A 24,154-nucleotide genomic window follows, 5' to 3' on the forward strand; every position below is an offset into this window, starting at 1 on the left:
GTTTTAAATTTTGTTTCAAGTTTCAGGTTTCAAGTTTTAGGTTGGGTTTCACAACTTGAAACCTGAAACTTGAAACAATTTTTAACTTTTTATGGCAACCACTTATTTTCTCCAAAGTTTGGTTTTCTTTTTTCTAAGAATGCATTTCTTCCTTCTTTTGCTTCTTCGGTCATATAAGCTAAACGGGTTGCTTCTCCGGCAAAAACCTGCTGCCCTACCATACCATCGTCTGTAAGGTTCATGGCGAATTTTAGCATTTTTATAGAAGTTGGAGATTTTTGAAGAATTTCCTGTGCCCATTCGTAAGCAGTAGCTTCCAATTCATCATGAGGAATTACGGCATTTACCATTCCCATATCCATTGCTTCCTGAGCTGAATAATTTCTTCCTAAAAAGAAAATCTCACGTGCTTTTTTCTGCCCCACCATTTTCGCTAAATAAGCAGATCCGTAACCTCCGTCAAAACTGGTAACATCAGCATCTGTTTGTTTGAAAATAGCGTGTTCTTTGCTGGCTAAAGTCATATCGCAAACCACGTGCAAACTGTGTCCACCACCAACTGCCCAACCTGGAACAACCGCAATAACCACTTTTGGCATAAAACGAATTAAACGCTGCACTTCAAGAATATTTAAACGATGTTGTCCATCTTCACCTACATAACCTTGGTGTCCACGTGCATTTTGATCGCCTCCGCTACAAAAAGAATAAACACCATCTTTAGTTGATGGACCTTCAGCAGAAAGTAACACTACTCCTATTGAAGTATCTTCTTGTGCATCGTAAAAAGCCTGATATAATTCTGAAGTTGTTTTTGGTCGAAAAGCGTTTCTAACATTAGGTCTGTTAAACGCTATTCTTGCAACTCCATTACATTTTTTATAGGTGATATCTTCAAATTCTCTGGCAGTAATCCAATCCATTTCTATTTGTTTAGTTTTAATAATTATAGTGTAAAAATAAAGCATTTTTACATTTTTACCTACTCAAATCGGCTTAAGTCTCCTGTAAATTATCACCAGAAGATGCTAAATAGTATTTACTTACAAAAAATAACAATATTTAACATTGGATTTTAAAAATAATTAAGTAATTTTACACCCTAGAAATCAATGAGATACATTTTATTTCACTGATTTATGATTGATTTTCTTTCACTGATTTATTAACCTAAAAAATGACTTTTTTTGAGAAAAATTAAAAATTTTGTCGCTCATTTTTTTACGGTTTTTATTAGTAAACCTTTAACTAATGAGCAAATGATTTATGCGTTTGTTAAAACTTCAAGAAGGAGATAGTAACACCTAAGGTTAAATGCTAGAATTGTTTAAGTAATTAGTATAAGATTGATTACGAAAAGAGGAAAATGCTAACCAAAACATTCTATAAGTTATTTTATCAACCAAATGGACTAGCCGTGAAATTGATTTTTTGCTTTTAAGATGGACGTATTGATTGTTTAAAGACATACCAGAAGAAAGGTAACTCCTAAAATTCTTAAAGTTGTTACTATTTCAATGGATTCGAATAATTTTATTTCTGTTTTTTTTTAATTACAATTTTTTTTAAAACTGAATAAAAAGAGAAAGGCTGCTTGTAATGAGCAGCCTTTCTTGTTATAATAATTCTTGTGACTAAATTCCAATAACAGTGAATGCATTGGAATTTTAAAAAATTTCTAATTTTCCTTTACTAAATAAATTCCGTCTTCTTTGATTTCGATGAGTTTGTCTTTATACAAAGCTCCAATTGCTTTTTTGAAGGTCTTTTTACTCATTTTTAAAACTGTTTTAATGTCCTCTGGGTGTGAAGCATCATTTAGTCTCAAAAAACCACGATTGGCACGCAATTCATCTAAAATCTTCTCGGCATTTGGTTCGATACTTTGATAGCCTTGCACTTGTAAGGCTACGTCAATTTTATTATCAGGACGAATATTTTTAATAAAACCGATCATTCTGTCCCCAGTTCTGATGGCATCGTCATACACTTCATCTTTGTATAGCAAACCTTTATGTCTCTCGTTGATTATAACATTGATTCCTAATTCCGTAATATGAGAAACAATCAGATCAACTTCTTCTCCTTTTTCAACAGTAAGCTGATCATTTGACAAAAATTGGTTCAATTTACTTGAAGCTACCAAACGATTGGTTTTTTCATCCATATAAAGGTAAACCAGGTAACGCTTTCCTTTTTCCATTGGACGCGCTTGTTCTTTAAACGGAACCAGAATATCTTTTTCCATTCCCCAGTCCATAAAAGCACCAACCTGATTGGTGTAATTTACTCTTAAAAGTGAAAATTCATTCAATAAAATATAAGGTTCAAGTGTCGTAGCAACTGGACGTTGCTCGTGGTCTAAATAAACAAAAACAATAAGCTCCTCGCCTATTTCAAATTCATTTGGAACGTATTTATTCGGTAATAATATATCGTGAATTCCTTCCGGATCTTTTTCAGGATTTCCTAAAAATAAACCAACTTTGGTATCACGTAATATGGTAAGAGTATTGTATTTTCCTATTTCAATCATATTCTTTAAGGTTCTAAGCCAATAAGCGACTAAGTTTCTAAGCTGCAAATGTACGAAGTTTGAAAATGGGAAAGCGAAAAATATTTTGGATAAAAAAAAGTACCATTTTCATGACACTTAATATCTTTTATTTTAACTCTTTAAAATATTGCTTTAAAACAACATCATTTTCCGTAGTTGGTGTGAAAATTTCCAAAATGGCCGGAGTATCATCTTTCGCGTATAATTCTTGAATTTTAGTTTCTAATGATTCAATATTATAAGCAGTCAAATAATTAAACTGATACATTTTTGCTAAATGTTCTGCCGTTAAATGATGTGAAGTTTCAAAATAAGTATTGAAAACAGGCTTTTCTTCATGGCCTGGTAAAATTCTAAAAATTCCTCCTCCTCCATTATTAATCAAAATAATTTTGAAGTTTTTTGGGATATAAGCATTCCATAAAGCGTTGCTGTCATACAAGAAACTAATATCGCCCGTAACAAAAACATTTGGTTTTCCGCTCCCTACTGAAGCACCGATTGCTGTAGATGTGCTGCCGTCAATTCCGCTTGTTCCTCTGTTACAAAAAACTTCTATAGACGTATCAATATGAATTAATTGCGCATATCGAATGGCCGAACTATTACTAATTTGCAATTGACTGTTTTTTGGCAAAGATTCAATAACTTTCTCAAAAACTTTAAAATCTGAAAAGGGGATTTTTTCCAGATATTGATTTCTTCTGATTTTTCTAAAATTATAAATTGCACCAATTTTTTCGGCATATTTACTTTTTGTATGCTCCGTTTTTGACAACAAATCCTTAAAGAAATCGTTGGGCTGCATTACAAAATGCTGTGTCAGGGCATTGAAGGTATTATAAGCCCGTAAAGTATCAATATGCCAATGCTCTTTTGGTTTATGCTTACGCAAAAATCCTTTGATACGTTTAGATACGATCATACCACCAAAAGTCACTAAAACATCTGGATTAAGCTCTTTAAAATCAACATCATCAAACGGTGTAATTAAAGTATCGATACTATTAATAAAATCCGGATGGTGTAAGTTTGAAGTCGTTTCTGTCAACACTACAACAGACGGATCTTGTGCCAAATTGTCTATAATTTCCTGATCAATGCTATTCGCTTCATTAACGCCAACCATAATTAATTTACGTTTGGCCAAATTCCAAATTGAAACAAAATCTTCTACATTTTCGATTGTTTTTGATCCGATGATTTCTTCTGAATGCGTGATTTTTGGTTGCACTGAAAGTTCTCCGACAGTTTCATACAAAGGTTCTTCAAAAGGTGCATTGATATGAACCGGCCCTTTTTGAAGAATGGCGGTTTCGATCGCTTTATTGATTTTTAAATCATTTTCTTCAGAAGCTTCTTCCGTTAAATTGGCATTGAAAACAGAATGATTTTGAAAAACATTTTCCTGACGAATCGTTTGCCCGTCACCAATATCAATCTTACTTTGCGGGCGATCTGCAGAAATCACAATTAGGGGAATTTGACTATAAAATGCTTCGGCCACAGCCGGATAATAATTTAATAAAGCAGAACCTGACGTACAAACAATGGCCGTTGGCTTTTTACTTTGCTGTGCAATACCTAATGCAAAAAAAGCTGCACAACGTTCGTCTGCAATACTATAACAGGTAAAATTAGGATTTTGTGCAAAACCTATCGTTAGAGGTGCGTTTCGTGATCCCGGAGAAATAATAATATTGGTAATTCCTTTTGCTAAACAAATTTCGATGATGCTTTGAGCAAGCGGTATTTTGGGGTAAATCATTCGTATGGCGTATTATTTTTAAAGGAAATCTAAACTTGAAGATTTCATTTGATACCACAAAGTTACAAACTTCGCATTTGATTTACTTATAAATTGGGAAGATATTAAGGCTGTTTTTAGAAAAAGGAAATATATTTGTAAAAGCATTTTTTTGATCAAAATAAACTTCCTATGCGTTTCATTTATCTTTTTTTGCTTTGTATTTCAATACAAACCCTAAAGTCGCAAAATCAATTTGTTCCTGATGACACACCATATAAAAAAGCTTTAGAAACTGCAAAAACAGAAGGCAAACCACTTTTTATAATGCTTTACGCTGACTGGTGTCCTCATTGCAATCAAATGAAAAAAGAAGTTTTTAGCGACCCAAATGTAATGGATTTTTTAAAGGAGAATTATGTTTGCATCTGGAAAAATATTGAGAAGGAAGAAGGAATAGCGCTAAAGAATAAGTACAACACTAAATCATTGCCTACTTTTTTATTTTTAGATTCCAATGAAACGCTTTTATACGCTTTAAAAGGCGAAATGAAAACCACCGAGTTCATGACTGAGGTTAAATATGCCTTGAACTCAAGAATGCAATTGCCTTATTTAGAAAAAGAATTCCTTTCAGACCCAAGTAATTCAACCAAGTTTTTTGCTTACCTAAATACTTTGAAAAAGGGAAAAGACAGAACCGATTTATCTCCTGCAACACATACTTATCTCGATACTCAATCTGACGCACAATTGGTTAGCGAAACCAATTGGAGAATTATTGCAAATGGGGTAACCGATATCAATTCAAGAGAATTTCAATACGTTTTAAAACATCAGAAAGAGTTTGTTGCTGTGGCTTCTCAGAATCGTGTAGATCGCAAAGTAGAAAGCATTGTAACCGAATTACTTCGTCCCTTAGTTGACAATTTAGATACCGTAAACTATTACAAACAAAGAGAAGTTGCAAAATCAATTCGTTTACAGAAAACAGATTCTTTGGTTTTTAAATTTGATTTAACTTTAGCAGAAAGAACCGAAAAATGGCAGTTTTACAAAAAAGTAACACTTGCAGATACTCAGAAATTAGTTTGGAACGATGCCAGCTTTTTAAAAGACATTGGGCAAACGTACCTAAAACATATTAAAGATACCGAAAGTCTTAAAAAAGCTATTTTCTGGGTTAAACATTCTTTAGAATTAAATGATTCTTATGATGGAAACCTGCTCATCGCGCGGCTTTACAATAAAATTAAAGACAAAAAATTAGCTTTACAATATGCCAACGATGCCAAAGTCATTTGTACCGAAATGACATGGAATACCAAAGAAGTAGATACTTTGTTAGCTGAACTAAACACAAAATAATATCCTATAAAACCATGAACCTTATTCTTAGACCTGCAACAGTAAATGATTTAGAAAAAATTCTGGACATTGTAAATTTTTCTATTTTGCACACAACAGCAAATTATAATTATGATATTCAAACGCTTGAAGTGCAAACAAAATGGTTTGAAGATAAAACTGCTAAAAATCTACCTATTGTTGTGGCTGATCTAGATGGCGAAGTAGTTGGTTTTGGAAGTTATGGACAATTCCGTGAAAAAATTGGTTATCAATATACGGTTGAGCATTCCGTCTATGTAGTAGATAATGTGATTGGAAAAGGGATTGGATCAAAATTATTAACCGAGTTAATTCGTTTAGCGAAAGAGCAAGGTTACCACGTAATGATTGGTGCCATCGATGCAGATAATTCCGGAAGTATTGCTTTTCATGAAAAATTTGGATTTGTAGTAACAGGAACAATTCGTGAAGTGGGTTACAAATTTGATCACTGGTTAGATTTGGTTTTCATGCAGTTGATTCTTGCTTAAGCGCAAAGAACGCAAAGCCTTACCAATAAGCACTTTATGACCTTTGTATAGATGTTTCGAAAATAAATTCAATCAAAAAAATATTGGAGACAAATTCCTTATTAGAGAGCGGGTATCTTAAAGTCAGTGAAATTCATGAAATCTATTATGAAGTTTGCGGCGCTGCTGATGGAGAAGTTTATTTATTTGTTCACGGTGGCCCTGGTGCAGGATTTTCGGAACAAGACAAACGTTTCTTTGATTTTAAGAAATATAAAGTTATCTTTTTTGACCAGCGAGGATCTTCAAAAAGTAAACCTTTTGGCTGTATAAAAGAAAACACAACTCAAGATCTTGTCGATGACATAAATGTTCTTTTAAAATATTTAAACATCCAGAAAATCAATGTCTTTGGTGGTTCATGGGGAACAACAGTAAGCCTTGCGTTTGCTATTCAAAATGCTGAAAAAGTAAAAAGTCTTTTATTAAGAGGCGTTTTTCTTGGGGACAAGAAATCAATTGATCATTATTTAAATGGTGGAGTTGAAAATGACTTTCCAAAAGAATGGAACAGATTTAAGATGAACGTTCCCAAAGATTCGAATTTAAGCATATCTAAATACTATTTGGATCAGATGCTGAATGGAACTCCGGAAAATAGAACTTTTTATTGCTATGAATGGGTATTTTACGAAATATCTATTTTTAAAAAGGGAATTACCGAAAAGGAAATTGAAACTATTATTCAGGAATTCCCGTTTGAATCTTTAGCAATTATGGAAGCCTATTATTTAAGTAATAATTGTTTTATTGAAGAAAACTATATTTTGAATAATACAAATACGCTCGATGATATTCCGGTAACTATTATTCATGGAAAACAGGATTCAATTTGCCCTGTTGAATATGCTGAAACCTTACACCATAAACTTAAAAGATCAATCATATACCTTGAAGACGCTGGACATTCAGATTCTGAACCGGCTATTGAAAAAAGAATTATTGAGGTTTTGAAAAAATAAATTAAAAAGTTATCAATACATCTTATGAAAACAAGTCCCCTGGCCCTGCTCCTAAAAAAAAATCCACAAACCTGAATTTACATTCAAATTTGTGGATTTTTTGGTTTAGATTATTTTGAATTAACTTTTAATCCAATTAATCACTTCTGGCTCTGTTACTAATGTTTTTGGTTTAATTACTTTAACCAATTCGCCTTTTTCGTTGATAAGGTATTTTTGGAAATTCCACTCCACTTCAGAATCCTGTAAACCGTTTTTTGATTTTTGCGTTAAGAATTTATACACCTCACACATATCATCTCCCTTTACAGAAACTTTATCCATCATAGGGAAAGTTACACCGTAATTTTGTTGACAAAATGTTTGAATTTCTTCATTACTACCAGGCTCCTGAGATGCAAAATTATTTGCAGGGAAACCAACAATTACAAAACCTTTATCTTTATATTCTTTGTAAACCGCTTCAAGGTCTTTGTATTGAGGTGTTAATCCACATTTTGAAGCAGTATTTACAATCATGATTTTTTTTCCTTTTAAGGAAGCAAAATCAAAAGTGTTTCCTGATAAATCTTCCACTTTAAATTGATAGATGGTTTGTTTTCCCATAACTTTTTCTGTTTTAGATTTATTGATACTTGTTTGAGCCTGAAGTTGCGCCGCCATTAAAAAGACTGCACTACAAACTAAAAATACTATTCTGTTCATCGTTTAATTTTTTATAAAATTAGTTAAAATCTATTTTACGGAAAGAGTTTGATTGCTTTATTTTTATTAAACATAAGTTAAATAAAAAAACGAAGCCTAACGTTAATCACTCGTTAGGCTTCTCCCCATACAAACAAATCAAACCATGAATTAATATTATCCTTTAATTTTATAAAATAAGAAATTGGTGCTATCCTGAATTCTTATATTATAGTTGCTTTATCTTTTAATTTATAGTTGATGCCTCCCGGTTATAGTGAAAATTATTTTAACCTTAATTCATATTTCCCAACTGATCTTTTAATGGCGTGTATAAGGAAAATTCTAATTCGTTTAATTTGGAAAATACAGTTTGAAAATAATTTTCGGGTTGGAAGTCCGGGGACACCAACTATTACATTTTTATACTTTATGAGTAATTTGAGCAAAATCCCTTTGACAAACTGTACTATTTAAAGCTGAATGATGGAGCCTGACAATTCCTTTTCGGGAGTTTTTAGAATCAAAATTGGTCAATGCCAAAACAGAAGTCAGTGCTACAATCAAAATTTTTAATTTATTCAGATTTTTCATAGTATTAATTTTTACTTGTTAGATTTTATTTTTTAATTCTTTATGCTAAAACTAAATTTTACTATTACTTAAACAATTGTCATTCAAGATATTTTCTGAAGTTTTGCTATTTTCAAAAAATATTTATGAATGTTATAATAGCATATACGAGATTGGATTGCTTTTGGTTTTAAAAAAATGAAAAAAAAGTGATATTTTTTCTCAGCCCTTTGTTTTACTAGGGTTTAGACTGTTAAAAAAATTAAAATATTAACAAAAAAATAAATTATCTTTATCTCAGGGAATGAAAAAAAGTATTAAAACTTTATTTAAAAACTTAAAAACCTTAAATCTATGAGTCAAGAAGAATTATTAGTTTTGATCTACAAGAAAGACGAAAGAGCTTTTACCCACTTGTATGATATGTATTCCAAAAGTTTGTATTCGGTCATTCACGTTTTGATAAAAAACAGAGAAGAAGCCGAAGATGTTTTGCAGGAAGTTTTTGTCAAAATCTGGAAAAATATCGATTCGTATAACGAAAGTAAAGGTCGTTTTTATACGTGGATCCTTAATATTGCCCGAAATACCTCTATAGATAAGTTAAGATCAAAAAATTATAATAACAGCCAAAAAAACCTTTCCTCAGATAATTTCGTAAATCTGTTAGACGACAGTAACAAACTACTCAATAAAATTGATACCATTGGAATTCAGGAGTTCGTCAAAAAACTGAAACCAAAATGTATTGAGATTATCGATTTGTTATTTTTTAAAGGATACACCCAACAAGAAGCTTCAGAAGAATTAGCAATGCCATTGGGGACTATCAAAACGCAAAACAGAAACTGTATTAATGATTTACGTAATTATTTGAAAATATAATGGAAGCACAAGAATATATAGACTCAGGAATTCTAGAACTGTACGTTTATGGTTTATTAACCGAAACTGAAAATTTAGAAATAGCCGAAATGGCAAAAAAAAGCCCCGAAGTGGATCAGGAAATTATTTCGATAGAAAAAGCTATTGTAGCTTTATCATCAAGCTTCTCTCCTTTTCATTCGGTAGCAAATTTCGAAAAAATAAAAGCTCGTCTAGAATTGAAACATGGCAAAGTAGTCGAAATGAAACCGACTTCGAAATGGTCTCAATATGTGGGCTGGGCAGCAGCAGTTCTCTTACTTTTGGGGCTTGGCTATCAAACTTTAGAATTGACTAAAACCAAAGATGCAATTGCAACTGTTGGCAGTGAGAAAACTAAGATCGAAAGAGAGTTTGCTTACTTAGATCAGCAACATAAAGCAACTGAGAAAAGTTTAACTATCGTTAGAGATATCAAAAATACAGGCGTGACTCTTGGAGGCCAGGCTGTTTCACCAACATCATTTGCAAAAGTGTACTGGAACAAAGACACCAAAACAACTTATATTGATGCAGCAGGTTTACCAAAACCTCCAAAAGGAATGGTTTACCAGGTTTGGGCTTTAAAACTAAGTCCTGTGCTTACACCAACAAGCATTGGTTTATTGAGCGATTTTGAAGGGAATTCAAACAAAATATTTGCTGTAGATCGTACAAACGAAGCTGAAGCCTTTGGAATTACATTGGAGCCAACTGGAGGAAGCTTAACACCAACGATGACACAATTGTATACTTTAGGAAAAGTATAAAAATAAAAGTTGTATAAAAATTCAAAACGCATATTAATTATTTTAATGTGCGTTTTTTTATTATTTTTAATTCTACTAACAAAAACAAATCATGAACGGAACTTTATTATTAAGAATTGCAGTTGCCATTATTCTCCTCACCCACTCTGTTTTCGGGATGTTTAATAACGGTATTAATGACTTCGGGAATTTATACCTGAATCAGATTGGATTTGCTCCTTTTGGTATTTTTCTGGCTTGGTCAATTAAATTATCACACGTTGTAGCTGCAATACTTTTAATTCTTAATAAGTATGTAAAACTAGCAGGTTTTGTAACCATTTTTGTGTTACTAATGGGAATCATACTAGTCCATTTTGAAGAAGGTTGGTTTGTTGTAGGTGGAGGAAGAAATGGTGTTGAATATAACTTTTTGTTGATCGTTGTACTACTGGCTATTATGTTTCCAAACGGGTTCAAAAAAAGAACTGTATAAATAGCCTACTTAATAAATACCACTTAGAATGGAAATAGTATGTAAAAATTGTAATCAGGTTTTCAAAGGTCATTATTGTAATAATTGTGGACAACCAGCCGAAACTCACAAAATAAATTGGCACTTTTTGTGGCATGATATTCAGCATGGTTTATTACATTTTGATGGAGGAATCCCTTATTCTTTAAAGCAATTGCTTACGAGGCCTGGAAATTCTATCAGAGAATTTATTGAAGGAAAACGGGTTAAACATTTTAAACCTTTATCTTTAGTAGCTGTTCTTGGAGCTTTTTATGGTTTTTTGTACCATTATTATCATATTGATTTATTTCCTGCTAGTACCGAATCTGGTATAGATTTACATGATTTCGGTGAATGGATGGCTGCTCACTTTGCATGGATGACTATTGCGACAATACCAATTTATACAATTGGGACATTTATTGTATTTAAGAAACAAGGTTATAATTTTTTTGAATTTTTCGTTCTCAATACTTTTAAGGCTTCACAAAGACTTTTTGTACAAATTTTGACGTTTCCAATATTACTATATTTAAATAGTACCAATCATGCTGAGAAGTTTTCGACTTTAACTTACCTAATTGGTGTTATCCTGACGTTTTGGACTAACATTCAATTTTTTAACAAAATATCGAAAACGAGAGCGTTCTTTTTATCCATATTAAGTCATGTTATATTTTTGACCTGCTTTGTGATACTTGTAGCTATAGTTCTTATTTTGACTGGGAAAATTTCTCATTAAAGGAAAGTTTGAATTCAAAAAAGAAAATAATACGTTATTTTCTTTTTTTATTACAATCTATATCGTAATATTGCAATATAAATATAAAACAATGGGAGCAAGTAAATCCGATCATTTTACAGATCAACAAAACGAATTGGCTATTTTAACAAAAGCATTAGGTCATCCGGCGCGAATTGCTATTATTGAATATTTGCTTAAAGTAAATACTTGTATCTGCGGAGATATAGTCAACGAATTACCGCTTTCACAACCTACAGTTTCTCAGCATTTAAAGGAATTAAAGAATGCCGGATTAATTAAAGGAAATATTGATGGAAACGCCATTTGTTATTGTATTAATGAAGTAGGTTTTGAAAAAATAAAAGGCTTTTTTGAAACTATATCGCTTCATATTGAGAAAAATAAAAAGGAATGTTGTTAATTATTAAATCAAATTATTATGAAACTTTCAGAGATTAAAAAATTGCTTACTACTGTTGAAACAGTAAATTTTCAATTGCCAAACGGAAGCTTTGTTCCGGAACATTTTCACGTTACCGAAGTAGGTTTAATTACGAAAAACTTTATTGATTGCGGCGGAACCGTTAGAAAAGAAACGGTTGTGAATTTCCAACTGTGGGATGCCAATGATTTTGAACACCGTTTAAAACCACAAAAACTAATTCATATTATTGAACTTTCTGAAAAAGTTCTTGGAATACAAGATTTTGAAATTGAAGTGGAATACCAGGACACCACCATTGGTAAGTATGATTTGGATTTTAATGGGCAAAATTTTGAATTAATCAATAAAAATACAGCTTGCTTAGCTCAGGAACAATGTGGCATTCCAGCAGAAAAATCAAAATTTAAACTAACGCAATTAAATGCCGATACTGCCAATTCTTGTACACCTGGTGGCGGATGCTGCTAATTAATTCTTTATAAAATGTCAAATTCAAATACCTTATTTCCCAAATTAAATAAAATTGTTTCTTTATTTGATTTTGAAAATATTACAGCAGATCGCAAACAAACATTACAACCTCTGATTGATTTTATACAGTCAAAAGTTAACGGAAATCTTGAGATCAGATTAAATTTTATTTGTACTCATAACTCGAGACGTAGTCATTTATCTCAAGTTTGGGCACAAACGGCAGCCTATTATTTTGATGTAAAAAATGTTTTTTGTTATTCAGGCGGAACTGAAGCAACGGCATTATTCCCAAAAGTTGCAGAAACCCTCAAAGAATCAGGGTTTCTTATAGAAGTACTTTCCGAGGGAAGTAATCCCGTTTATGCTATAAAATATGCAACAACACAATCTCCTGTAATAGGATTTTCGAAAAAGTATGATAATGCTTTTAATCCCGAAGATGATTTTGCAGCTATTATGACCTGCTCACAAGCAGACGATGGATGTCCTTTTATTGCTGGAGCAGCAAAACGTATTCCTGTTACTTTTGAAGACCCGAAAGCTTTTGATAATTCAGCCCAACAAACTGAAAAATATCAGGAACGAAGCTTGCAAATTGCGACAGAAATGTTTTATGTATTTTCTGAAGTAAAAAAATAATATGTCAGTAAATCATTGTGCTCCCGTTGCAGAACGAAAAAAACTTGGATTTCTTGATCGTTTCTTAACGCTCTGGATTTTCCTTGCCATGGCAGCAGGTATTTCTATTGGCTATTTTATTCCATCAAGTGGTAGTATAATTAATTCTTTCTCTAGTGGAACAACAAATATTCCGCTAGCTATTGGCCTTATATTGATGATGTATCCGCCATTAGCAAAAGTAAAGTATGAACAAATGGGAAGCGTTTTTAAAAACACAAAAATATTAGGCGCCTCTTTGTTCTTAAACTGGATTGTTGGCCCTATTTTGATGTTTTTCTTAGCGTTGTTTTTTTTAAAAGAATATCCTGATTACATGATGGGGCTAATTTTAATTGGATTAGCCCGTTGTATTGCCATGGTTGTTGTTTGGAATGATCTTGCTGATGGAAACAGGGAATACGCCGCCGGATTAATTGCTTTAAATAGTATTTTTCAGGTTTTGCTTTATAGTCTTTATGCTTATCTTTTTATTACCGTATTACCACCTTATTTTGGTTATACTGGTTTTGACATCGATATAAGTATTAAGCAAATTGCGGAAAGTGTCGGAATCTATTTAGGGATTCCTTTTGCGCTTGGAATTATTAGCCGTTATGTTCTTATAAAATTAAAAGGTGAAGAATGGTTTCAGCATAAATACATCCCCTTGATTTCACCCATTACATTGATTGCGCTGCTTTTTACAATTGTACTCATGTTTAGCTTGAAAGGTGAACTGATTGTTCAGATTCCCATGGATGTTATACGTATTGCAATTCCTCTTGTAGTTTATTTTGTGGTTATGTTTCTAATAAGTTTCTTTACTGGAAAGTATTTTGGCGCTGATTATTCAAAAAGCACTGCAATAGCTTTTACGGCGACTGGCAATAATTTTGAACTTGCAATCGCGGTAGCTATTGGGGTATTCGGTATAAATAGTGGTCAGGCCTTTGCAGGTGTTATTGGCCCCTTAGTAGAAGTTCCTGCATTAATTGCTTTAGTAAATGTGGCTTTTTGGTTTAGAAAAAAGTATTATTCTTAAAAATCATGATATCTTCGCCAAATCCATATAAATTTCTCTCGATTAATTCATAAAAAAAGGTTCAACATTACGTTGAACCTTTTTTTACGAATTAATAATTACTTTCGATAATTATCTATTTTTTGACTTTTTTAGTTTTATAATATTTGCTGTATTTTGGATAAGTAACAATTCCTATTAAAGTTATTGTTCCTAATGAATACCAAATCCAGCTTAATGAATGCGCTTCTCCACTTGCGTAAGAATGCAGTCCAACCAAGTGAAAGTTCACTCCATAATAGGTAAACAAGATTGAAACAAAAGCATACATCGTCATTAAGTTAAAGAACCATTTTCCTCTCAAAGCTGGTACAAAACGTGCGTGAATTACAAACGCATAAACCATAATCGAGATCAGGGCCCAGGTTTCTTTTGGATCCCACCCCCAGTAACGTCCCCAACTTTCGTTGGCCCATTGTCCTCCTAAGAAGTTACCAATAGTTAACATGATCAAACCAATTGTAATTGACATTTCGTTGATATAGGTGATTTCTTTGATGTTTAGTTCCATTTTGGCTTTGTTCTTCTCATTGGTAAAGAAAATTAATATTAGGGCTACAAAACCTAAAATCATTCCAAGTGCTGTAGGTCCGTAACTTGCCACAATAACAGCAACGTGAATCATTAACCAATACGAATTCAAAACAGGTTGTAAATTTGCAATTTCAGGATCAACCCAGTTGGCGTTTGACGCCATGAAAATCATCGCCGTCACAAACGCTGCAGATGCCACTGTAAGCTTTGATTTTCTGTCAAAAGCCAATCCAAAGAACATTGTTGACCATGCTACATAAACAATTGCCTCATAAGCGTTACTCCACGGTGCGTGTCCTGAGATATACCAACGAGCGATTAGCGCTACTGTATGAAGTGTAAATATTAGCCCAATTAAAATATGGAAACTATTTACTGTAATGCGTAAAAACTTTTTATCAAAGAAAATACTAAACAAAGTGAAAATCAACATTAAGATTCCTGACAGTGAATACCAATAAAACATTTTTGGTAAAATATTGTATTCGTTATACGCGATTTCAAGATCAATTTTCTCTTCACTTGGACGAACTTTACTTCCAAATTTCTTCTGAAATCCATCGATACTTTGGACTAATTCATCCGCAGTTTTAAAATCTTTAGAGATTGAACCATTATTTAGGGCACTGAAATACAATGGTAAAATTTGCTTCACATAAGTAGCATCCATTCCTTTTAATCCAGCATTCTCAATTTCTAAATAAGAAATCCATTTGTTGTTTGGATCATTTGGAATTGGGAAAATTCTCAAAATACTACCACTTAACGCAGATTCCATTAAGTTAACTTTTTTATCCGTTTCAATAAAATCTTTCTCAAAACTATTTGGATTGGCTGCTTTGTAAGCTGCATCTAAATAAGGAGAAAGCTTATAATTACCATTTTCATCAAAAAACTTAACAAACGGAGCTAATTTTGCTTTTCTGTCGACACCAATGATCTTACGAATACTATCATCTTTTGTATTAAGATAAATGATAGGAACTTGTATCCAAACCTGAGCATATTGTGTCATAGACAAAAATACCTGATCAGAATTCATTCCATTATAGTTATCATCATGGCTTACTTTTCTCAATAACTCAGATGAAAAAGTATTAATAGGTTTCATTCTACCACCTGCATCCTGAATAATCAAACGACCAAATTTGGCTGCATGCTCTTTCGGAGCTTTGTAGATTGATAATAACGAATCTAATTGTTTCTGGCTTGGTGGCGCTGTAACATGATTGGCATGATCGTTTGGATCTGTGGTATGATTATGGTCATGTCCTGGTGTATGAACGTGTGGTGCCTGAGCAAAACCACTTAGACCGATCATTAAAACCAAAATAGTAAGTAACTTTTCTTTTTTCTCTTTTACTTTCTCCAGTTTTCTCTTTAAATCTGTAAAACGAGAACCTTTTGTAAACATAATCGCCATTAAACCGAAGAATAACATAAAATAGCCTAAATAAGTAATTGAAGTTCCCCAGAAATCATGGTTTACAGATAAAATGGTTCCTTTTTCATCCGGATCAAATCCTGATTGAAAAAAACGATATCCTTTATGATCCAAAACATGATTCATATAAATGCGGGCGTCAAAAGTTTCAGATGAATCCTGAACGGTTACTTTACTTTCAAAAGCAGAATAACTTTTCTCTGTTCCTGGGTATTTAGTTGCAATAAAATCATTAAGTTTAATTTTGAAAGGGGTAATATAGGCTTTACTTCCGTAGAATAAAGTATAATCAATCTTACCTATTTTAACTGATTTTGGCTCTCCTATTTTCCCTTTAGCACCCAAAAGCGTAATTTCTTTTTCCTGACCATCTGCTTTTAATTTTACAACTAAGGCGTCGTCATGGTTTTTTACTTTAAAATCATTATTAGATTCATAAGCTATAACTCCTTTAACAGCAGGATCTGGGAAAACGATTCGAATATCTCCGATGCTATAAAGAGAACGCATCATTAAAGGCTGAACATTATCTTTTGTTACAGATCCTTTCAATTTATCAGCCATTCGCATAAATTCCCCTTCAAATGGTGTCTGAATGGTATATTTTTCTCCTGTCGTATTAATATTGATAGCTCCGTCTGTTGGTTTATTCAAAGCAAATAAAACGTTGTGAATATTTTGAACTTCTCCTTCTTTCAGGAAATGCTCCTCACGTCCACCCGCTCCGGCTTCAACAAGTTTAAGATATAAAGTACCGTTTGGATTTGGCTTAACCATTTCTTTAGCTCCCAAAATATAACTTGAATAAGAAACTTCAAAAGGCGTTTCATCAAATTTACCAGAAAGACTAAAATCATTATTCGTCACGGGAGATAACAGTAGATTTTTTTCAAAAACCCTGCGTTTCATTTCTCCTTTATATTCACCATCGGCAAAAACAGTTAAGAATGTTTTTTCAGAAAGGATTTGGTTTTCTGCTGCTCCTTCGCGAATTGGCATTACACCTTCATAACTAATATAACGTGTAATAAAGGCTCCTGAAAGAATAAAAATAAAGGCAATATGCAGTAATAAAGTTGCCCATTTTTCCTTTCTTAATAATTGGTAACGTTTGATGTTTCCGAAGAAGTTGATCATAAAAAAGACCATTATCGCCTCGAACCACCAGGTATTGTAAATTAAAATTCTGGCTGTGTCGGTATTGTACTTACTTTCGATAAAAGTTCCAACACCCATTGCGATTGCAAATGTTAAAAAAAGAACAGCCATTAATCGTGTAGAAAACAAAAAAGAGAATATTTTTTTATCCATTTCTAAGGAATTACATTGTATAAAAGTGCCACAAAAGTACTTAAAAATGTTGAGTTCCAATATTTGTCTTTTGTTAATAAAAACCAAAAAAGAATAGTTTTGCTTTTAACTTTCATTAACAATCCACATCTAAATTGAACTGAATTATTTATTTAATATTTAATATTTTTTATTAGATTTGTGTAATCGATTACATTATTAGTTTTTTATTAAAGAAAACTGTTTTTAAATTTTCATTAAAAAACAAACTTATTTATAAGAATTCTATCTGCTAACAACCAAACTTCATATAATTAAAAGCATGAAAACTAAACCACTTAATTTATTCTATTTTGCACTGGCAATCCTACTCGCAAGTTGGTCCAATTATGCAATTGCCCAAAATTCAAAGTCTTCTGATTCCTATGATAATATTGAATTTAAAATGCCCAAAATTCAGGAGCCAAAGATTCCCAATAATACCGTAAACTTAAAAGACTTTGGAGCTGTCAATGGAGGTTCTGTTTTAAATACAAAGGCTTTCGCCGATGCCATAGATGCGGTTTCAAAAAAAGGTGGCGGAAAAGTAATAATACCTCCTGGAATCTGGCTAACAGGCCCAATTATCTTAAAAAGCAATATTGAATTACATGCTGAAAAAGGAGCATTAATTAAGTTCTCAACCGATAAAAATCTATACCCGCTTATTCAGACGAGTTTTGAAGGACTTAACACCTGGCGTTGCATCTCTCCTATTTATGGCAAAAATCTTGAGAATGTCGCTTTTACAGGAAATGGCGTATGGGATGGTTCAGGAGGTGCCTGGAGACAAGTCAAAAAGAATAAATTAGCTGATAGTCAATGGAAAGATATTGTTGCTTCAGGAGGGGTTTTAAATGAAAAAAAAGATACCTGGTACCCATCTGAAGCTTTTATGAAAGCAGCTGTCGGAGCTGATCAAAATGTTCGTCTGGATCTAAAAACCAAAGAAGAATTTGAGGCTATTCATGATTTTCTTCGTCCGGTATTGGTGAGTATTCAAAATAGTAAAAGAGTTCTATTTGACGGTCCCGTTTTTCAAAATTCACCAGCCTGGAACATTCACCCTCTTATGATTGAAGACTTAATAGTTCGTAACATTACGGTTAGAAATCCGTGGTACTCTCAAAATGGTGATGGTATTGACGTCGAGTCGTGCAAAAATGTATTGGTAGAAAACTCTAGTTTTGATGTTGGCGATGACGCGATTTGTATTAAATCAGGAAAAGACAAAGATGGTCGTGAAAGAGGTATTCCGTGCGAAAATATTATCATAAAGAATAATATCGTATATCACGGTCACGGCGGCGTAACTGTAGGAAGTGAAATGTCCGGAGGCGTAAAAAACCTTCATGTTTCAAACTGTACTTTTATGGGAACAGATGTTGGACTTCGCTTTAAAAGTACTCGCGGACGCGGCGGAATCGTTGAAAACATCTTTATTTCCGATATCTATATGACCGATATTCCATCACAGGCCATTTCTTTTGATCTTTATTACGGAGGAAAATCTATTGCAGAAACGTTGGCTGAAGGCGGAACTAAAATCAATACCAAAGTTGTTCCGGTAAACGAAGAAACACCTCAGTTTAAAAACATAGTAATCAAAAACATTACGATTAAAGGTGCTAAACAGGCTGTGTTTTTACAAGGTTTACCTGAAATGAACCTTCAAAATATAGAACTTTCTAATTTAGTTATTTCAGCTGAAAAAGGTTTTTCTATAATTGATGCCAGCGGAATTAAAATTACCAACGCTAAATTAGATATCCAAAGTCCATCAATATTCGAAATTTATAACAGTAAAAATATGATTTTAAAAGATGTTGAATTCAACTCTACCTCGCCAAAAGCGGTTACAATTGATGGCGCTGCGAGTGAAAATATTGAATTAATTTCTTCTAAAAAAATAGATTTTGCTACCAAAACCACAATTAGTGAAAATGTTTCAAAAGGAGCTGTAAAACTTTAAATACACTAAAATTCAGAATAAACCCGTTACTTATAATTAGTTAAGTAACGGGTTTATATTTTTGAATAAAAAATATATAATTCAAAGCTTTTTACAAAAAGACAAACCAGCCAAAAGCAATCTACTTTAAAAAAAATAATACTAATTTTGCGATATGATTCGAATAACGTTAATTGGCTCCGGAAATGTTGCACAGCATCTAATCAAGGCTTTCGCTAAGAGTGAGCTTGTTGAAATTGCACAAGTATTTTCGAGAAAAAAAGAAAAATTGAGTTCGATAATTGAATTCGATAAAATTGTTAGCAATTACGAAGACCTGAAAGAATCTGATTTGTACATTATTGCAGTTACAGACAACGCCATCGCCGAAGTCTCACAAAAATTGCCTTTTAACAATCAGTTAGTAGTTCATACTTCGGGAACTGCTTCTATTGAAACTTTGGATGATAAAAACCGTAAAGGTGTTTTTTATCCACTTCAGACTTTTTCTAAAAATAAAGAAATTGATTTTTCGGTAATTCCGATATGCCTCGAAGCCGATAATACCTTTGATTTCCGCATTTTAGAAACGGTTGCAAAGAGTATCTCAAAAGCTGTTTTTCCTATAAACTCAGAGCAGCGTAAAGCATTGCATGTCGCAGCTGTCTTTGTCAATAACTTCACAAACCATTTATATCAGATTGGTCATGAGATTTGCGAAGAAAATCAGGTTCCTTTCGATATTTTGAAACCGCTGATTCAGGAAACGGCTGAAAAAATAAAAATTTTAGATCCAGTCGACGCACAAACCGGACCTGCAAAACGCAATGATTCCAATACAATTGAAGCACATTTGGAATATCTAACCAATGACAATCAAAAGAATATTTATAAAATACTAACACAATCTATACAGCATAATGGCAAAAAGTTATAAGGAAATAATGAATGACATCACAACGTTTATTTTTGATGTTGATGGCGTACTTACAGACAGTTCGGTTTTTGTAACCAATGAAGGAGAAATTCTTAGAACAATGAATATTCGCGACGGTTACGCGATGAAAGCAGCTGTAGAAAGCGGCTATAATGTCTGCGTTATTTCTGGCGGAAGTAATGAAGGAGTTCGTGTGAGGCTTCATAATTTAGGTATTACAGACATTCATTTAGGAACTCCGGATAAAGTACTAACTTTTAAAGAGTACACTGATACTTATAATATAAAGCCAGAACAAGTATTGTATATGGGTGATGATATTCCGGATTACCATGTAATGAAATTAGTAGGATTACCAGCTTGTCCTCAAGATGCAAGTCCGGAAATTAAAAATATCTGCCGTTATATCTCGCATGTAAAAGGCGGAAGAGGCGCTGCACGTGACGTAATCGAACAAGTAATGAAAGTGCAGGGAAAATGGATGGAACACTTTAGTGGAAAACACGACTAAATAATGGTTAATTATGAATTGTAAATTATTAATTCAATAAAAGAACAGAACCTTAGCAACTTAGCCCCTAAAACCTTAGAACCTTCAAGAAATGAAATACCTCAAACTCATTCGATACCAAAACTTACTAATGCTTGCATTTATGCAGCTTTTATTTCGTTACTCGTTTTTAAAGCAAAATAATACTCCATTAGCCTTAGCCGACTGGCAATATGGGTTATTAGTTCTAAGTACTGTTTTATTGGCTGCTGCGGGATATGTAATCAATAATATTTTTGATGTTGCCTCTGATACTATTAATAAACCAAATGATGTGGTTATTGGAAAAGGAATTTCTGAAACCAGCGCTTATAATATTTACTTTGGATTAAATATTACTGGTGTTGCCATTGGATTTTATTTATCAAATGTAATCATGCGACCTGGTTTTGCTACTATTTTTATTTTGATTGCTTCTCTACTTTATTTTTATTCAACAACGTTAAAACAGATCATGCTTTTAGGGAATTTTGTAGTTGCATTGTTATTGGCATTAAGCGTTATTATCATTGGCATTTTTGATATTTTTCCCGCAACAAATGTGGACAATCAGGCGCAAATGGCGAGCCTGTTTTCTATATTAATTGATTATGCTTTGTTTGCTTTTATGATTAATTTCATTCGCGAAATAGTTAAAGATATTGAAGACGTAAATGGCGATTATAACCAAGGAATGAATACGTTACCTATTGCTATCGGAATTAGTAGAGCTGCAAAAATAGCCTTGGGCTTTGCCATTATTCCATTTATATTATCGTTGCTTTATATCAACAAATATTTCATGGAAAACAATCTTTTTATTGTTACGCTATATACTTTTGCTTTTGTTTTGGCTCCACTTTTATATTTTATTGTAAAAATATTTGGTGCCAAATCTCAAAAGGAATTTCACCATTTGAGTACCGTTTTAAAATTGATTTTGCTTTTCGGGATTTTATCAATTCTGGTTATCACCTTAAATATTAAGTACAATGCTTAAAGAAAAATTAAAAAAATATACTATAATTCTGGCTTCGGGTTCACCTCGCAGACAGCAATTTTTCAAGGATTTAAATCTGGATTTCGAAATAAGACTGAAAGATATCGAAGAAATTTATCCTCCTCAATTAAAAGGGGTTGAAATTACTGATTTTCTATCTGAATTAAAAGCAAGTGCCTTTGAGGGTGAACTTAAAGAGAATGAAATATTAGTTACCAGTGACACGATAGTATGGCACGAGGGAAAAGCTTTAGGAAAACCTAAAAGTGCCGAAGAAGCTTTTGAAATGATCAAATCAATGTCTAATACTACTCACGAAGTAATTACTTCGGTTTGTTTTAAAACTAACACCACTTCCACTTTATTACATGATACTACTAAAGTAACTTTTAATGATTTATCAGATGAAGCTATTTTATATTATATAGAAAACTATAAACCTTATGATAAAGCAGGTGCTTACGGAATTCAGGAATGGTTTGGTTTTATGGCAGTTGCAAAAGTTGAAGGTTCTTATACCAATGTTATGGGCTTGCCAACAGCAAAAGTTTATGAATATTTGAGTACTTTAGTGTAAAATATTAAAGTATGTTTTCTTTTAAAGAATATAGCCAGGAACTATTAGCTACAGGAATCCTTCTTTTGGCACTAGTCGCATTACGTATTATTATCGCAAAATTAATCCGACGCTATGCAAGTACTAGTCAGTTGTTAGAGCACCGAACCAACCTTGTAATCAAATACATTCATTTATTAATGAATATCTTGGTTGCGATAAGTTTGATTGTTATTTGGGGAGTTGACACTAAAGATCTTTTCATCACTATTTCTTCGATTGCAACAGTAATTGGGGTTGCTATGTTTGCGCAATGGTCAATTCTAAGCAATATTACTTCGGGAATGATTTTATTCTTCTCTTTTCCTTTCAGAATTGGCGACACGATCAAAATTCACGATAAAGATTTTCCAATTGAAGCTGAAATTGAAGATATTAGCGCTTTTCATGTTAATTTAAAAACCAAAGAAGGCGAAAAAATAATTTTTCCGAATAACCTTTTACTTCAAAAAGGAATTTCAATAATGCCGGTACAATACGAAGACAAGGAGTTTTTCGATTAAGTTTGAATGGGAATTTTGTAACGTTAGTAAAGAAACTTAGAACGGTATTTGTCTGAAAAAAAAAGAACTTTGTTTAGATCTAATTCAGACTTCTAAACCTAATTTCTATAACCAAAATGATCCGTTCAATAAAATTGCCATTTTATGCCAAACTTTCCCTTATACTTGTAAGTTTAATTTGTTTTGCTGTAATATTCTGCTTAGGAAAAGACATTATTACACCTGTACTAATGGCTTTTTTATTCGCCGTTTTACTACTTCCTGTTTTTACATTATTAAATGTTAGGTTTAAGTTTCCGAGGCATCTTGCAGCAATACTATGTGTTCTTATGTTTGCCGCATTTATTGTCGGAATATTAGTTTTTATATCGTACCAGGTAAAAGATATTGCCAATGACTTTGAAGCTATTAAGAAAAATACCAATTATTTTATCACTGAGGTACATAAATTTGTAAAGGATAATTTTCATATAAGCATTGGAGAACAAAAAAAATATCTGGACACTGTAACAAAAGATTCCGTTAAAAATAGTGGTGCCGGTACTGTTGGTTCAGCACTATTATCTATTACAGATCTACTATTAGATTGCACTATCATTCCTATCTACACCTTTTTATTTCTTCTCTATAAAGATCATTTTATTCTTTTTTTAGCCAAACTAATCGACAAGGAAAACCATTTAGCCTTAAAAGATATTTTATCACAAATTAAAGTCTCAATAAACAATTACATTGTTAGTTTATTACTAGAGATGGTTGTGGTTTCTATTCTAACAGGTCTGGGTCTTTGGATTGTTGGCGTGAAGTATTTTATTCTGCTGGGCTTAATAACAGGAATCTTAAATTTGATACCTTATATCGGAATAACAATTGCTGGTGTAATAACACTGTTAGCTTCTTTAACCGGAACACCAGAAACTTCAATGATTTTAAGTATTTTGCTTGTTAATGTTGTAGTGCAATTAATTGATAATAATCTACTCGTGCCGTTAATAATTAATTCCAAAGTAGAAATCAATGCTTTTGTGTCTATTATGGGAATTATTATTGGAGGTTCTGCAGCTGGAATCTCAGGTATGTTTTTGGCAATTCCATTATTAGCGATTCTAAAAATTATTTTTGAACGAATCGAATCCTTAGAACCATGGGGCTATTTGATGGGAAACCATATGCCCAGAAAATTTACGTGGCGAATTAGAAAAGCTAAAATTGAAGCTAATCCAAATCAATAGCGAGGATATTACTCTTATTTTATTTATATTCATACAAAAATCACTTTCATACTATAGCAAAAA

General features: G+C 32.6%; 24 protein-coding genes. 18 read left to right on the forward strand and 6 right to left on the reverse strand.

Going from position 1 to position 24,154, the window contains the following annotated elements:
* Window positions 1-89 precede the first annotated feature (89 nt).
* The 3 genes from AC3ITQ_RS16695 to menD form a co-directional block, all read right to left on the reverse strand.
* On the reverse strand, window positions 90-923 hold the full coding sequence (locus tag AC3ITQ_RS16695) for a 1,4-dihydroxy-2-naphthoyl-CoA synthase (protein WP_017498510.1): 834 nt from the start codon (window positions 921-923) through the stop codon (window positions 90-92).
* A gap of 755 nt (window positions 924-1,678) precedes the next feature.
* The gene (locus AC3ITQ_RS16700; protein ID WP_489235274.1) at window positions 1,679-2,536 is read right to left on the reverse strand and encodes a CvfB family protein; all 858 of its coding nucleotides are present in this window, start codon (window positions 2,534-2,536) and stop codon (window positions 1,679-1,681) included.
* Window positions 2,537-2,663: 127 nt separating this feature from the next.
* The gene (gene menD / locus AC3ITQ_RS16705; RefSeq protein WP_489235275.1) at window positions 2,664-4,325 is read right to left on the reverse strand and encodes a 2-succinyl-5-enolpyruvyl-6-hydroxy-3-cyclohexene-1-carboxylic-acid synthase; all 1,662 of its coding nucleotides are present in this window, start codon (window positions 4,323-4,325) and stop codon (window positions 2,664-2,666) included.
* A gap of 171 nt (window positions 4,326-4,496) precedes the next feature.
* Here menD and AC3ITQ_RS16710 point away from each other — a divergent pair, with 171 nt between their 5' ends.
* The 3 genes from AC3ITQ_RS16710 (at window position 4,497) to pip (ending at window position 7,185) form a co-directional block, all read left to right on the forward strand.
* The gene (locus AC3ITQ_RS16710; protein WP_489235276.1) at window positions 4,497-5,672 is read left to right on the forward strand and encodes a thioredoxin family protein; all 1,176 of its coding nucleotides are present in this window, start codon (window positions 4,497-4,499) and stop codon (window positions 5,670-5,672) included.
* 14 nt (window positions 5,673-5,686) lie between these two features.
* Window positions 5,687-6,184, forward strand: coding sequence for a GNAT family N-acetyltransferase (locus AC3ITQ_RS16715; protein WP_489235277.1), 498 nt, complete (start codon window positions 5,687-5,689; stop codon window positions 6,182-6,184).
* An 83-nt stretch (window positions 6,185-6,267) separates the two neighbouring features.
* Window positions 6,268-7,185, forward strand: coding sequence for a prolyl aminopeptidase (pip, locus tag AC3ITQ_RS16720; protein WP_489235278.1), 918 nt, complete (start codon window positions 6,268-6,270; stop codon window positions 7,183-7,185).
* 120 nt (window positions 7,186-7,305) lie between these two features.
* Here pip and AC3ITQ_RS16725 read toward each other — a convergent pair whose 3' ends face one another.
* Together AC3ITQ_RS16725 and AC3ITQ_RS16730 are read right to left on the reverse strand one after the other, a co-directional pair.
* On the reverse strand, window positions 7,306-7,890 hold the full coding sequence (locus AC3ITQ_RS16725) for a glutathione peroxidase (RefSeq protein WP_489235279.1): 585 nt from the start codon (window positions 7,888-7,890) through the stop codon (window positions 7,306-7,308).
* Window positions 7,891-8,292: 402 nt separating this feature from the next.
* Window positions 8,293-8,463 (reverse strand): hypothetical protein, encoded by a 171-nt coding sequence (locus AC3ITQ_RS16730; RefSeq protein WP_489235280.1) that lies wholly within the window; start codon window positions 8,461-8,463, stop codon window positions 8,293-8,295.
* A gap of 333 nt (window positions 8,464-8,796) precedes the next feature.
* Between AC3ITQ_RS16730 and AC3ITQ_RS16735 the strand changes: the two genes are divergently transcribed.
* The 8 genes from AC3ITQ_RS16735 (at window position 8,797) to arsB (ending at window position 13,977) form a co-directional block, all read left to right on the forward strand.
* Complete coding sequence (locus AC3ITQ_RS16735; protein ID WP_194658893.1) at window positions 8,797-9,327, forward strand: RNA polymerase sigma factor; 531 nt, start codon at window positions 8,797-8,799, stop codon at window positions 9,325-9,327.
* Window positions 9,327-10,115 carry an anti-sigma factor gene (locus AC3ITQ_RS16740; RefSeq protein WP_489235281.1) on the forward strand — a complete coding sequence of 263 codons (789 nt, stop codon included), beginning with the start codon at window positions 9,327-9,329 and terminating at the stop codon, window positions 10,113-10,115. The genes AC3ITQ_RS16735 and AC3ITQ_RS16740 overlap by 1 nt, the downstream gene beginning before the upstream one ends.
* 91 nt (window positions 10,116-10,206) lie before the next feature.
* Complete coding sequence (locus tag AC3ITQ_RS16745; protein ID WP_489235282.1) at window positions 10,207-10,590, forward strand: DoxX family protein; 384 nt, start codon at window positions 10,207-10,209, stop codon at window positions 10,588-10,590.
* A 28-nt stretch (window positions 10,591-10,618) separates the two neighbouring features.
* On the forward strand, window positions 10,619-11,353 hold the full coding sequence (locus AC3ITQ_RS16750; RefSeq protein ID WP_489235283.1) for a DUF3667 domain-containing protein: 735 nt from the start codon (window positions 10,619-10,621) through the stop codon (window positions 11,351-11,353).
* Between the two features lie 91 nt (window positions 11,354-11,444).
* Window positions 11,445-11,777: an ArsR/SmtB family transcription factor gene (locus tag AC3ITQ_RS16755; protein ID WP_489235285.1), complete on the forward strand. Its 333-nt coding sequence runs from the start codon at window positions 11,445-11,447 to the stop codon at window positions 11,775-11,777.
* Window positions 11,778-11,795: 18 nt separating this feature from the next.
* Window positions 11,796-12,269 (forward strand): DUF6428 family protein, encoded by a 474-nt coding sequence (locus tag AC3ITQ_RS16760; RefSeq protein WP_489235286.1) that lies wholly within the window; start codon window positions 11,796-11,798, stop codon window positions 12,267-12,269.
* Between the two features lie 15 nt (window positions 12,270-12,284).
* The gene (locus AC3ITQ_RS16765) at window positions 12,285-12,914 is read left to right on the forward strand and encodes an arsenate-mycothiol transferase ArsC (RefSeq protein WP_489235287.1); all 630 of its coding nucleotides are present in this window, start codon (window positions 12,285-12,287) and stop codon (window positions 12,912-12,914) included.
* A gap of 1 nt (window position 12,915) precedes the next feature.
* On the forward strand, window positions 12,916-13,977 hold the full coding sequence (arsB, locus tag AC3ITQ_RS16770; protein WP_489235288.1) for an ACR3 family arsenite efflux transporter: 1,062 nt from the start codon (window positions 12,916-12,918) through the stop codon (window positions 13,975-13,977).
* A gap of 115 nt (window positions 13,978-14,092) precedes the next feature.
* Here arsB and AC3ITQ_RS16775 read toward each other — a convergent pair whose 3' ends face one another.
* Window positions 14,093-17,305, reverse strand: coding sequence for a cytochrome c biogenesis protein (locus AC3ITQ_RS16775; protein WP_489235289.1), 3,213 nt, complete (start codon window positions 17,303-17,305; stop codon window positions 14,093-14,095).
* Between the two features lie 301 nt (window positions 17,306-17,606).
* Between AC3ITQ_RS16775 and AC3ITQ_RS16780 the strand changes: the two genes are divergently transcribed.
* From AC3ITQ_RS16780 to AC3ITQ_RS16810, 7 genes are all read left to right on the forward strand, one after another.
* Window positions 17,607-19,295: a glycoside hydrolase family 28 protein gene (locus AC3ITQ_RS16780; protein WP_489235290.1), complete on the forward strand. Its 1,689-nt coding sequence runs from the start codon at window positions 17,607-17,609 to the stop codon at window positions 19,293-19,295.
* Between the two features lie 154 nt (window positions 19,296-19,449).
* The gene (locus tag AC3ITQ_RS16785; protein WP_489235291.1) at window positions 19,450-20,211 is read left to right on the forward strand and encodes a Rossmann-like and DUF2520 domain-containing protein; all 762 of its coding nucleotides are present in this window, start codon (window positions 19,450-19,452) and stop codon (window positions 20,209-20,211) included.
* Window positions 20,195-20,722, forward strand: coding sequence for a KdsC family phosphatase (locus AC3ITQ_RS16790; protein WP_489235292.1), 528 nt, complete (start codon window positions 20,195-20,197; stop codon window positions 20,720-20,722). Before AC3ITQ_RS16785 ends, AC3ITQ_RS16790 begins: the two co-directional genes overlap by 17 nt.
* A gap of 91 nt (window positions 20,723-20,813) precedes the next feature.
* Window positions 20,814-21,740, forward strand: coding sequence for a geranylgeranylglycerol-phosphate geranylgeranyltransferase (locus tag AC3ITQ_RS16795; protein ID WP_489235293.1), 927 nt, complete (start codon window positions 20,814-20,816; stop codon window positions 21,738-21,740).
* The gene (locus AC3ITQ_RS16800) at window positions 21,733-22,317 is read left to right on the forward strand and encodes a Maf-like protein (protein ID WP_489235295.1); all 585 of its coding nucleotides are present in this window, start codon (window positions 21,733-21,735) and stop codon (window positions 22,315-22,317) included. The genes AC3ITQ_RS16795 and AC3ITQ_RS16800 overlap by 8 nt, the downstream gene beginning before the upstream one ends.
* Window positions 22,318-22,328: 11 nt before the next feature.
* Window positions 22,329-22,859, forward strand: coding sequence for a mechanosensitive ion channel domain-containing protein (locus tag AC3ITQ_RS16805; protein ID WP_375031527.1), 531 nt, complete (start codon window positions 22,329-22,331; stop codon window positions 22,857-22,859).
* A 116-nt stretch (window positions 22,860-22,975) separates the two neighbouring features.
* Entirely contained in the window at window positions 22,976-24,091 is a 1,116-nt protein-coding gene (locus AC3ITQ_RS16810; protein ID WP_489235296.1) for an AI-2E family transporter, read from the forward strand.
* Window positions 24,092-24,154 lie beyond the last annotated feature (63 nt).

The sequence above is a fragment of the Flavobacterium sp. KH_001 genome (assembly GCF_057840745.1).

What these genes read in the sequence shown, in the direction of transcription:
- AC3ITQ_RS16745 (WP_489235282.1), top strand. Translation starts at nt 10,207, where the DNA reads ATGAACGGAACTTTATTATTAAGAATTGCAGTTGCCATTATTCTCCTC.
- AC3ITQ_RS16740 (WP_489235281.1), top strand. Translation starts at nt 9,327, where the DNA reads ATGGAAGCACAAGAATATATAGACTCAGGAATTCTAGAACTGTACGTT.
- AC3ITQ_RS16775 (WP_489235289.1), bottom strand. Translation starts at nt 17,305, where the DNA reads ATGGATAAAAAAATATTCTCTTTTTTGTTTTCTACACGATTAATGGCT.
- AC3ITQ_RS16780 (WP_489235290.1), top strand. Translation starts at nt 17,607, where the DNA reads ATGAAAACTAAACCACTTAATTTATTCTATTTTGCACTGGCAATCCTA.
- AC3ITQ_RS16725 (WP_489235279.1), bottom strand. Translation starts at nt 7,890, where the DNA reads ATGAACAGAATAGTATTTTTAGTTTGTAGTGCAGTCTTTTTAATGGCG.
- AC3ITQ_RS16785 (WP_489235291.1), top strand. Translation starts at nt 19,450, where the DNA reads ATGATTCGAATAACGTTAATTGGCTCCGGAAATGTTGCACAGCATCTA.
- AC3ITQ_RS16715 (WP_489235277.1), top strand. Translation starts at nt 5,687, where the DNA reads ATGAACCTTATTCTTAGACCTGCAACAGTAAATGATTTAGAAAAAATT.
- AC3ITQ_RS16790 (WP_489235292.1), top strand. Translation starts at nt 20,195, where the DNA reads ATGGCAAAAAGTTATAAGGAAATAATGAATGACATCACAACGTTTATT.
- AC3ITQ_RS16765 (WP_489235287.1), top strand. Translation starts at nt 12,285, where the DNA reads ATGTCAAATTCAAATACCTTATTTCCCAAATTAAATAAAATTGTTTCT.
- AC3ITQ_RS16755 (WP_489235285.1), top strand. Translation starts at nt 11,445, where the DNA reads ATGGGAGCAAGTAAATCCGATCATTTTACAGATCAACAAAACGAATTG.
- AC3ITQ_RS16795 (WP_489235293.1), top strand. Translation starts at nt 20,814, where the DNA reads ATGAAATACCTCAAACTCATTCGATACCAAAACTTACTAATGCTTGCA.
- AC3ITQ_RS16710 (WP_489235276.1), top strand. Translation starts at nt 4,497, where the DNA reads ATGCGTTTCATTTATCTTTTTTTGCTTTGTATTTCAATACAAACCCTA.
- AC3ITQ_RS16750 (WP_489235283.1), top strand. Translation starts at nt 10,619, where the DNA reads ATGGAAATAGTATGTAAAAATTGTAATCAGGTTTTCAAAGGTCATTAT.
- AC3ITQ_RS16735 (WP_194658893.1), top strand. Translation starts at nt 8,797, where the DNA reads ATGAGTCAAGAAGAATTATTAGTTTTGATCTACAAGAAAGACGAAAGA.
- AC3ITQ_RS16810 (WP_489235296.1), top strand. Translation starts at nt 22,976, where the DNA reads ATGATCCGTTCAATAAAATTGCCATTTTATGCCAAACTTTCCCTTATA.
- AC3ITQ_RS16760 (WP_489235286.1), top strand. Translation starts at nt 11,796, where the DNA reads ATGAAACTTTCAGAGATTAAAAAATTGCTTACTACTGTTGAAACAGTA.
- AC3ITQ_RS16695 (WP_017498510.1), bottom strand. Translation starts at nt 923, where the DNA reads ATGGATTGGATTACTGCCAGAGAATTTGAAGATATCACCTATAAAAAA.
- AC3ITQ_RS16700 (WP_489235274.1), bottom strand. Translation starts at nt 2,536, where the DNA reads ATGATTGAAATAGGAAAATACAATACTCTTACCATATTACGTGATACC.
- menD (WP_489235275.1), bottom strand. Translation starts at nt 4,325, where the DNA reads ATGATTTACCCCAAAATACCGCTTGCTCAAAGCATCATCGAAATTTGT.
- AC3ITQ_RS16730 (WP_489235280.1), bottom strand. Translation starts at nt 8,463, where the DNA reads ATGAAAAATCTGAATAAATTAAAAATTTTGATTGTAGCACTGACTTCT.
- AC3ITQ_RS16805 (WP_375031527.1), top strand. Translation starts at nt 22,329, where the DNA reads ATGTTTTCTTTTAAAGAATATAGCCAGGAACTATTAGCTACAGGAATC.
- arsB (WP_489235288.1), top strand. Translation starts at nt 12,916, where the DNA reads ATGTCAGTAAATCATTGTGCTCCCGTTGCAGAACGAAAAAAACTTGGA.
- AC3ITQ_RS16800 (WP_489235295.1), top strand. Translation starts at nt 21,733, where the DNA reads ATGCTTAAAGAAAAATTAAAAAAATATACTATAATTCTGGCTTCGGGT.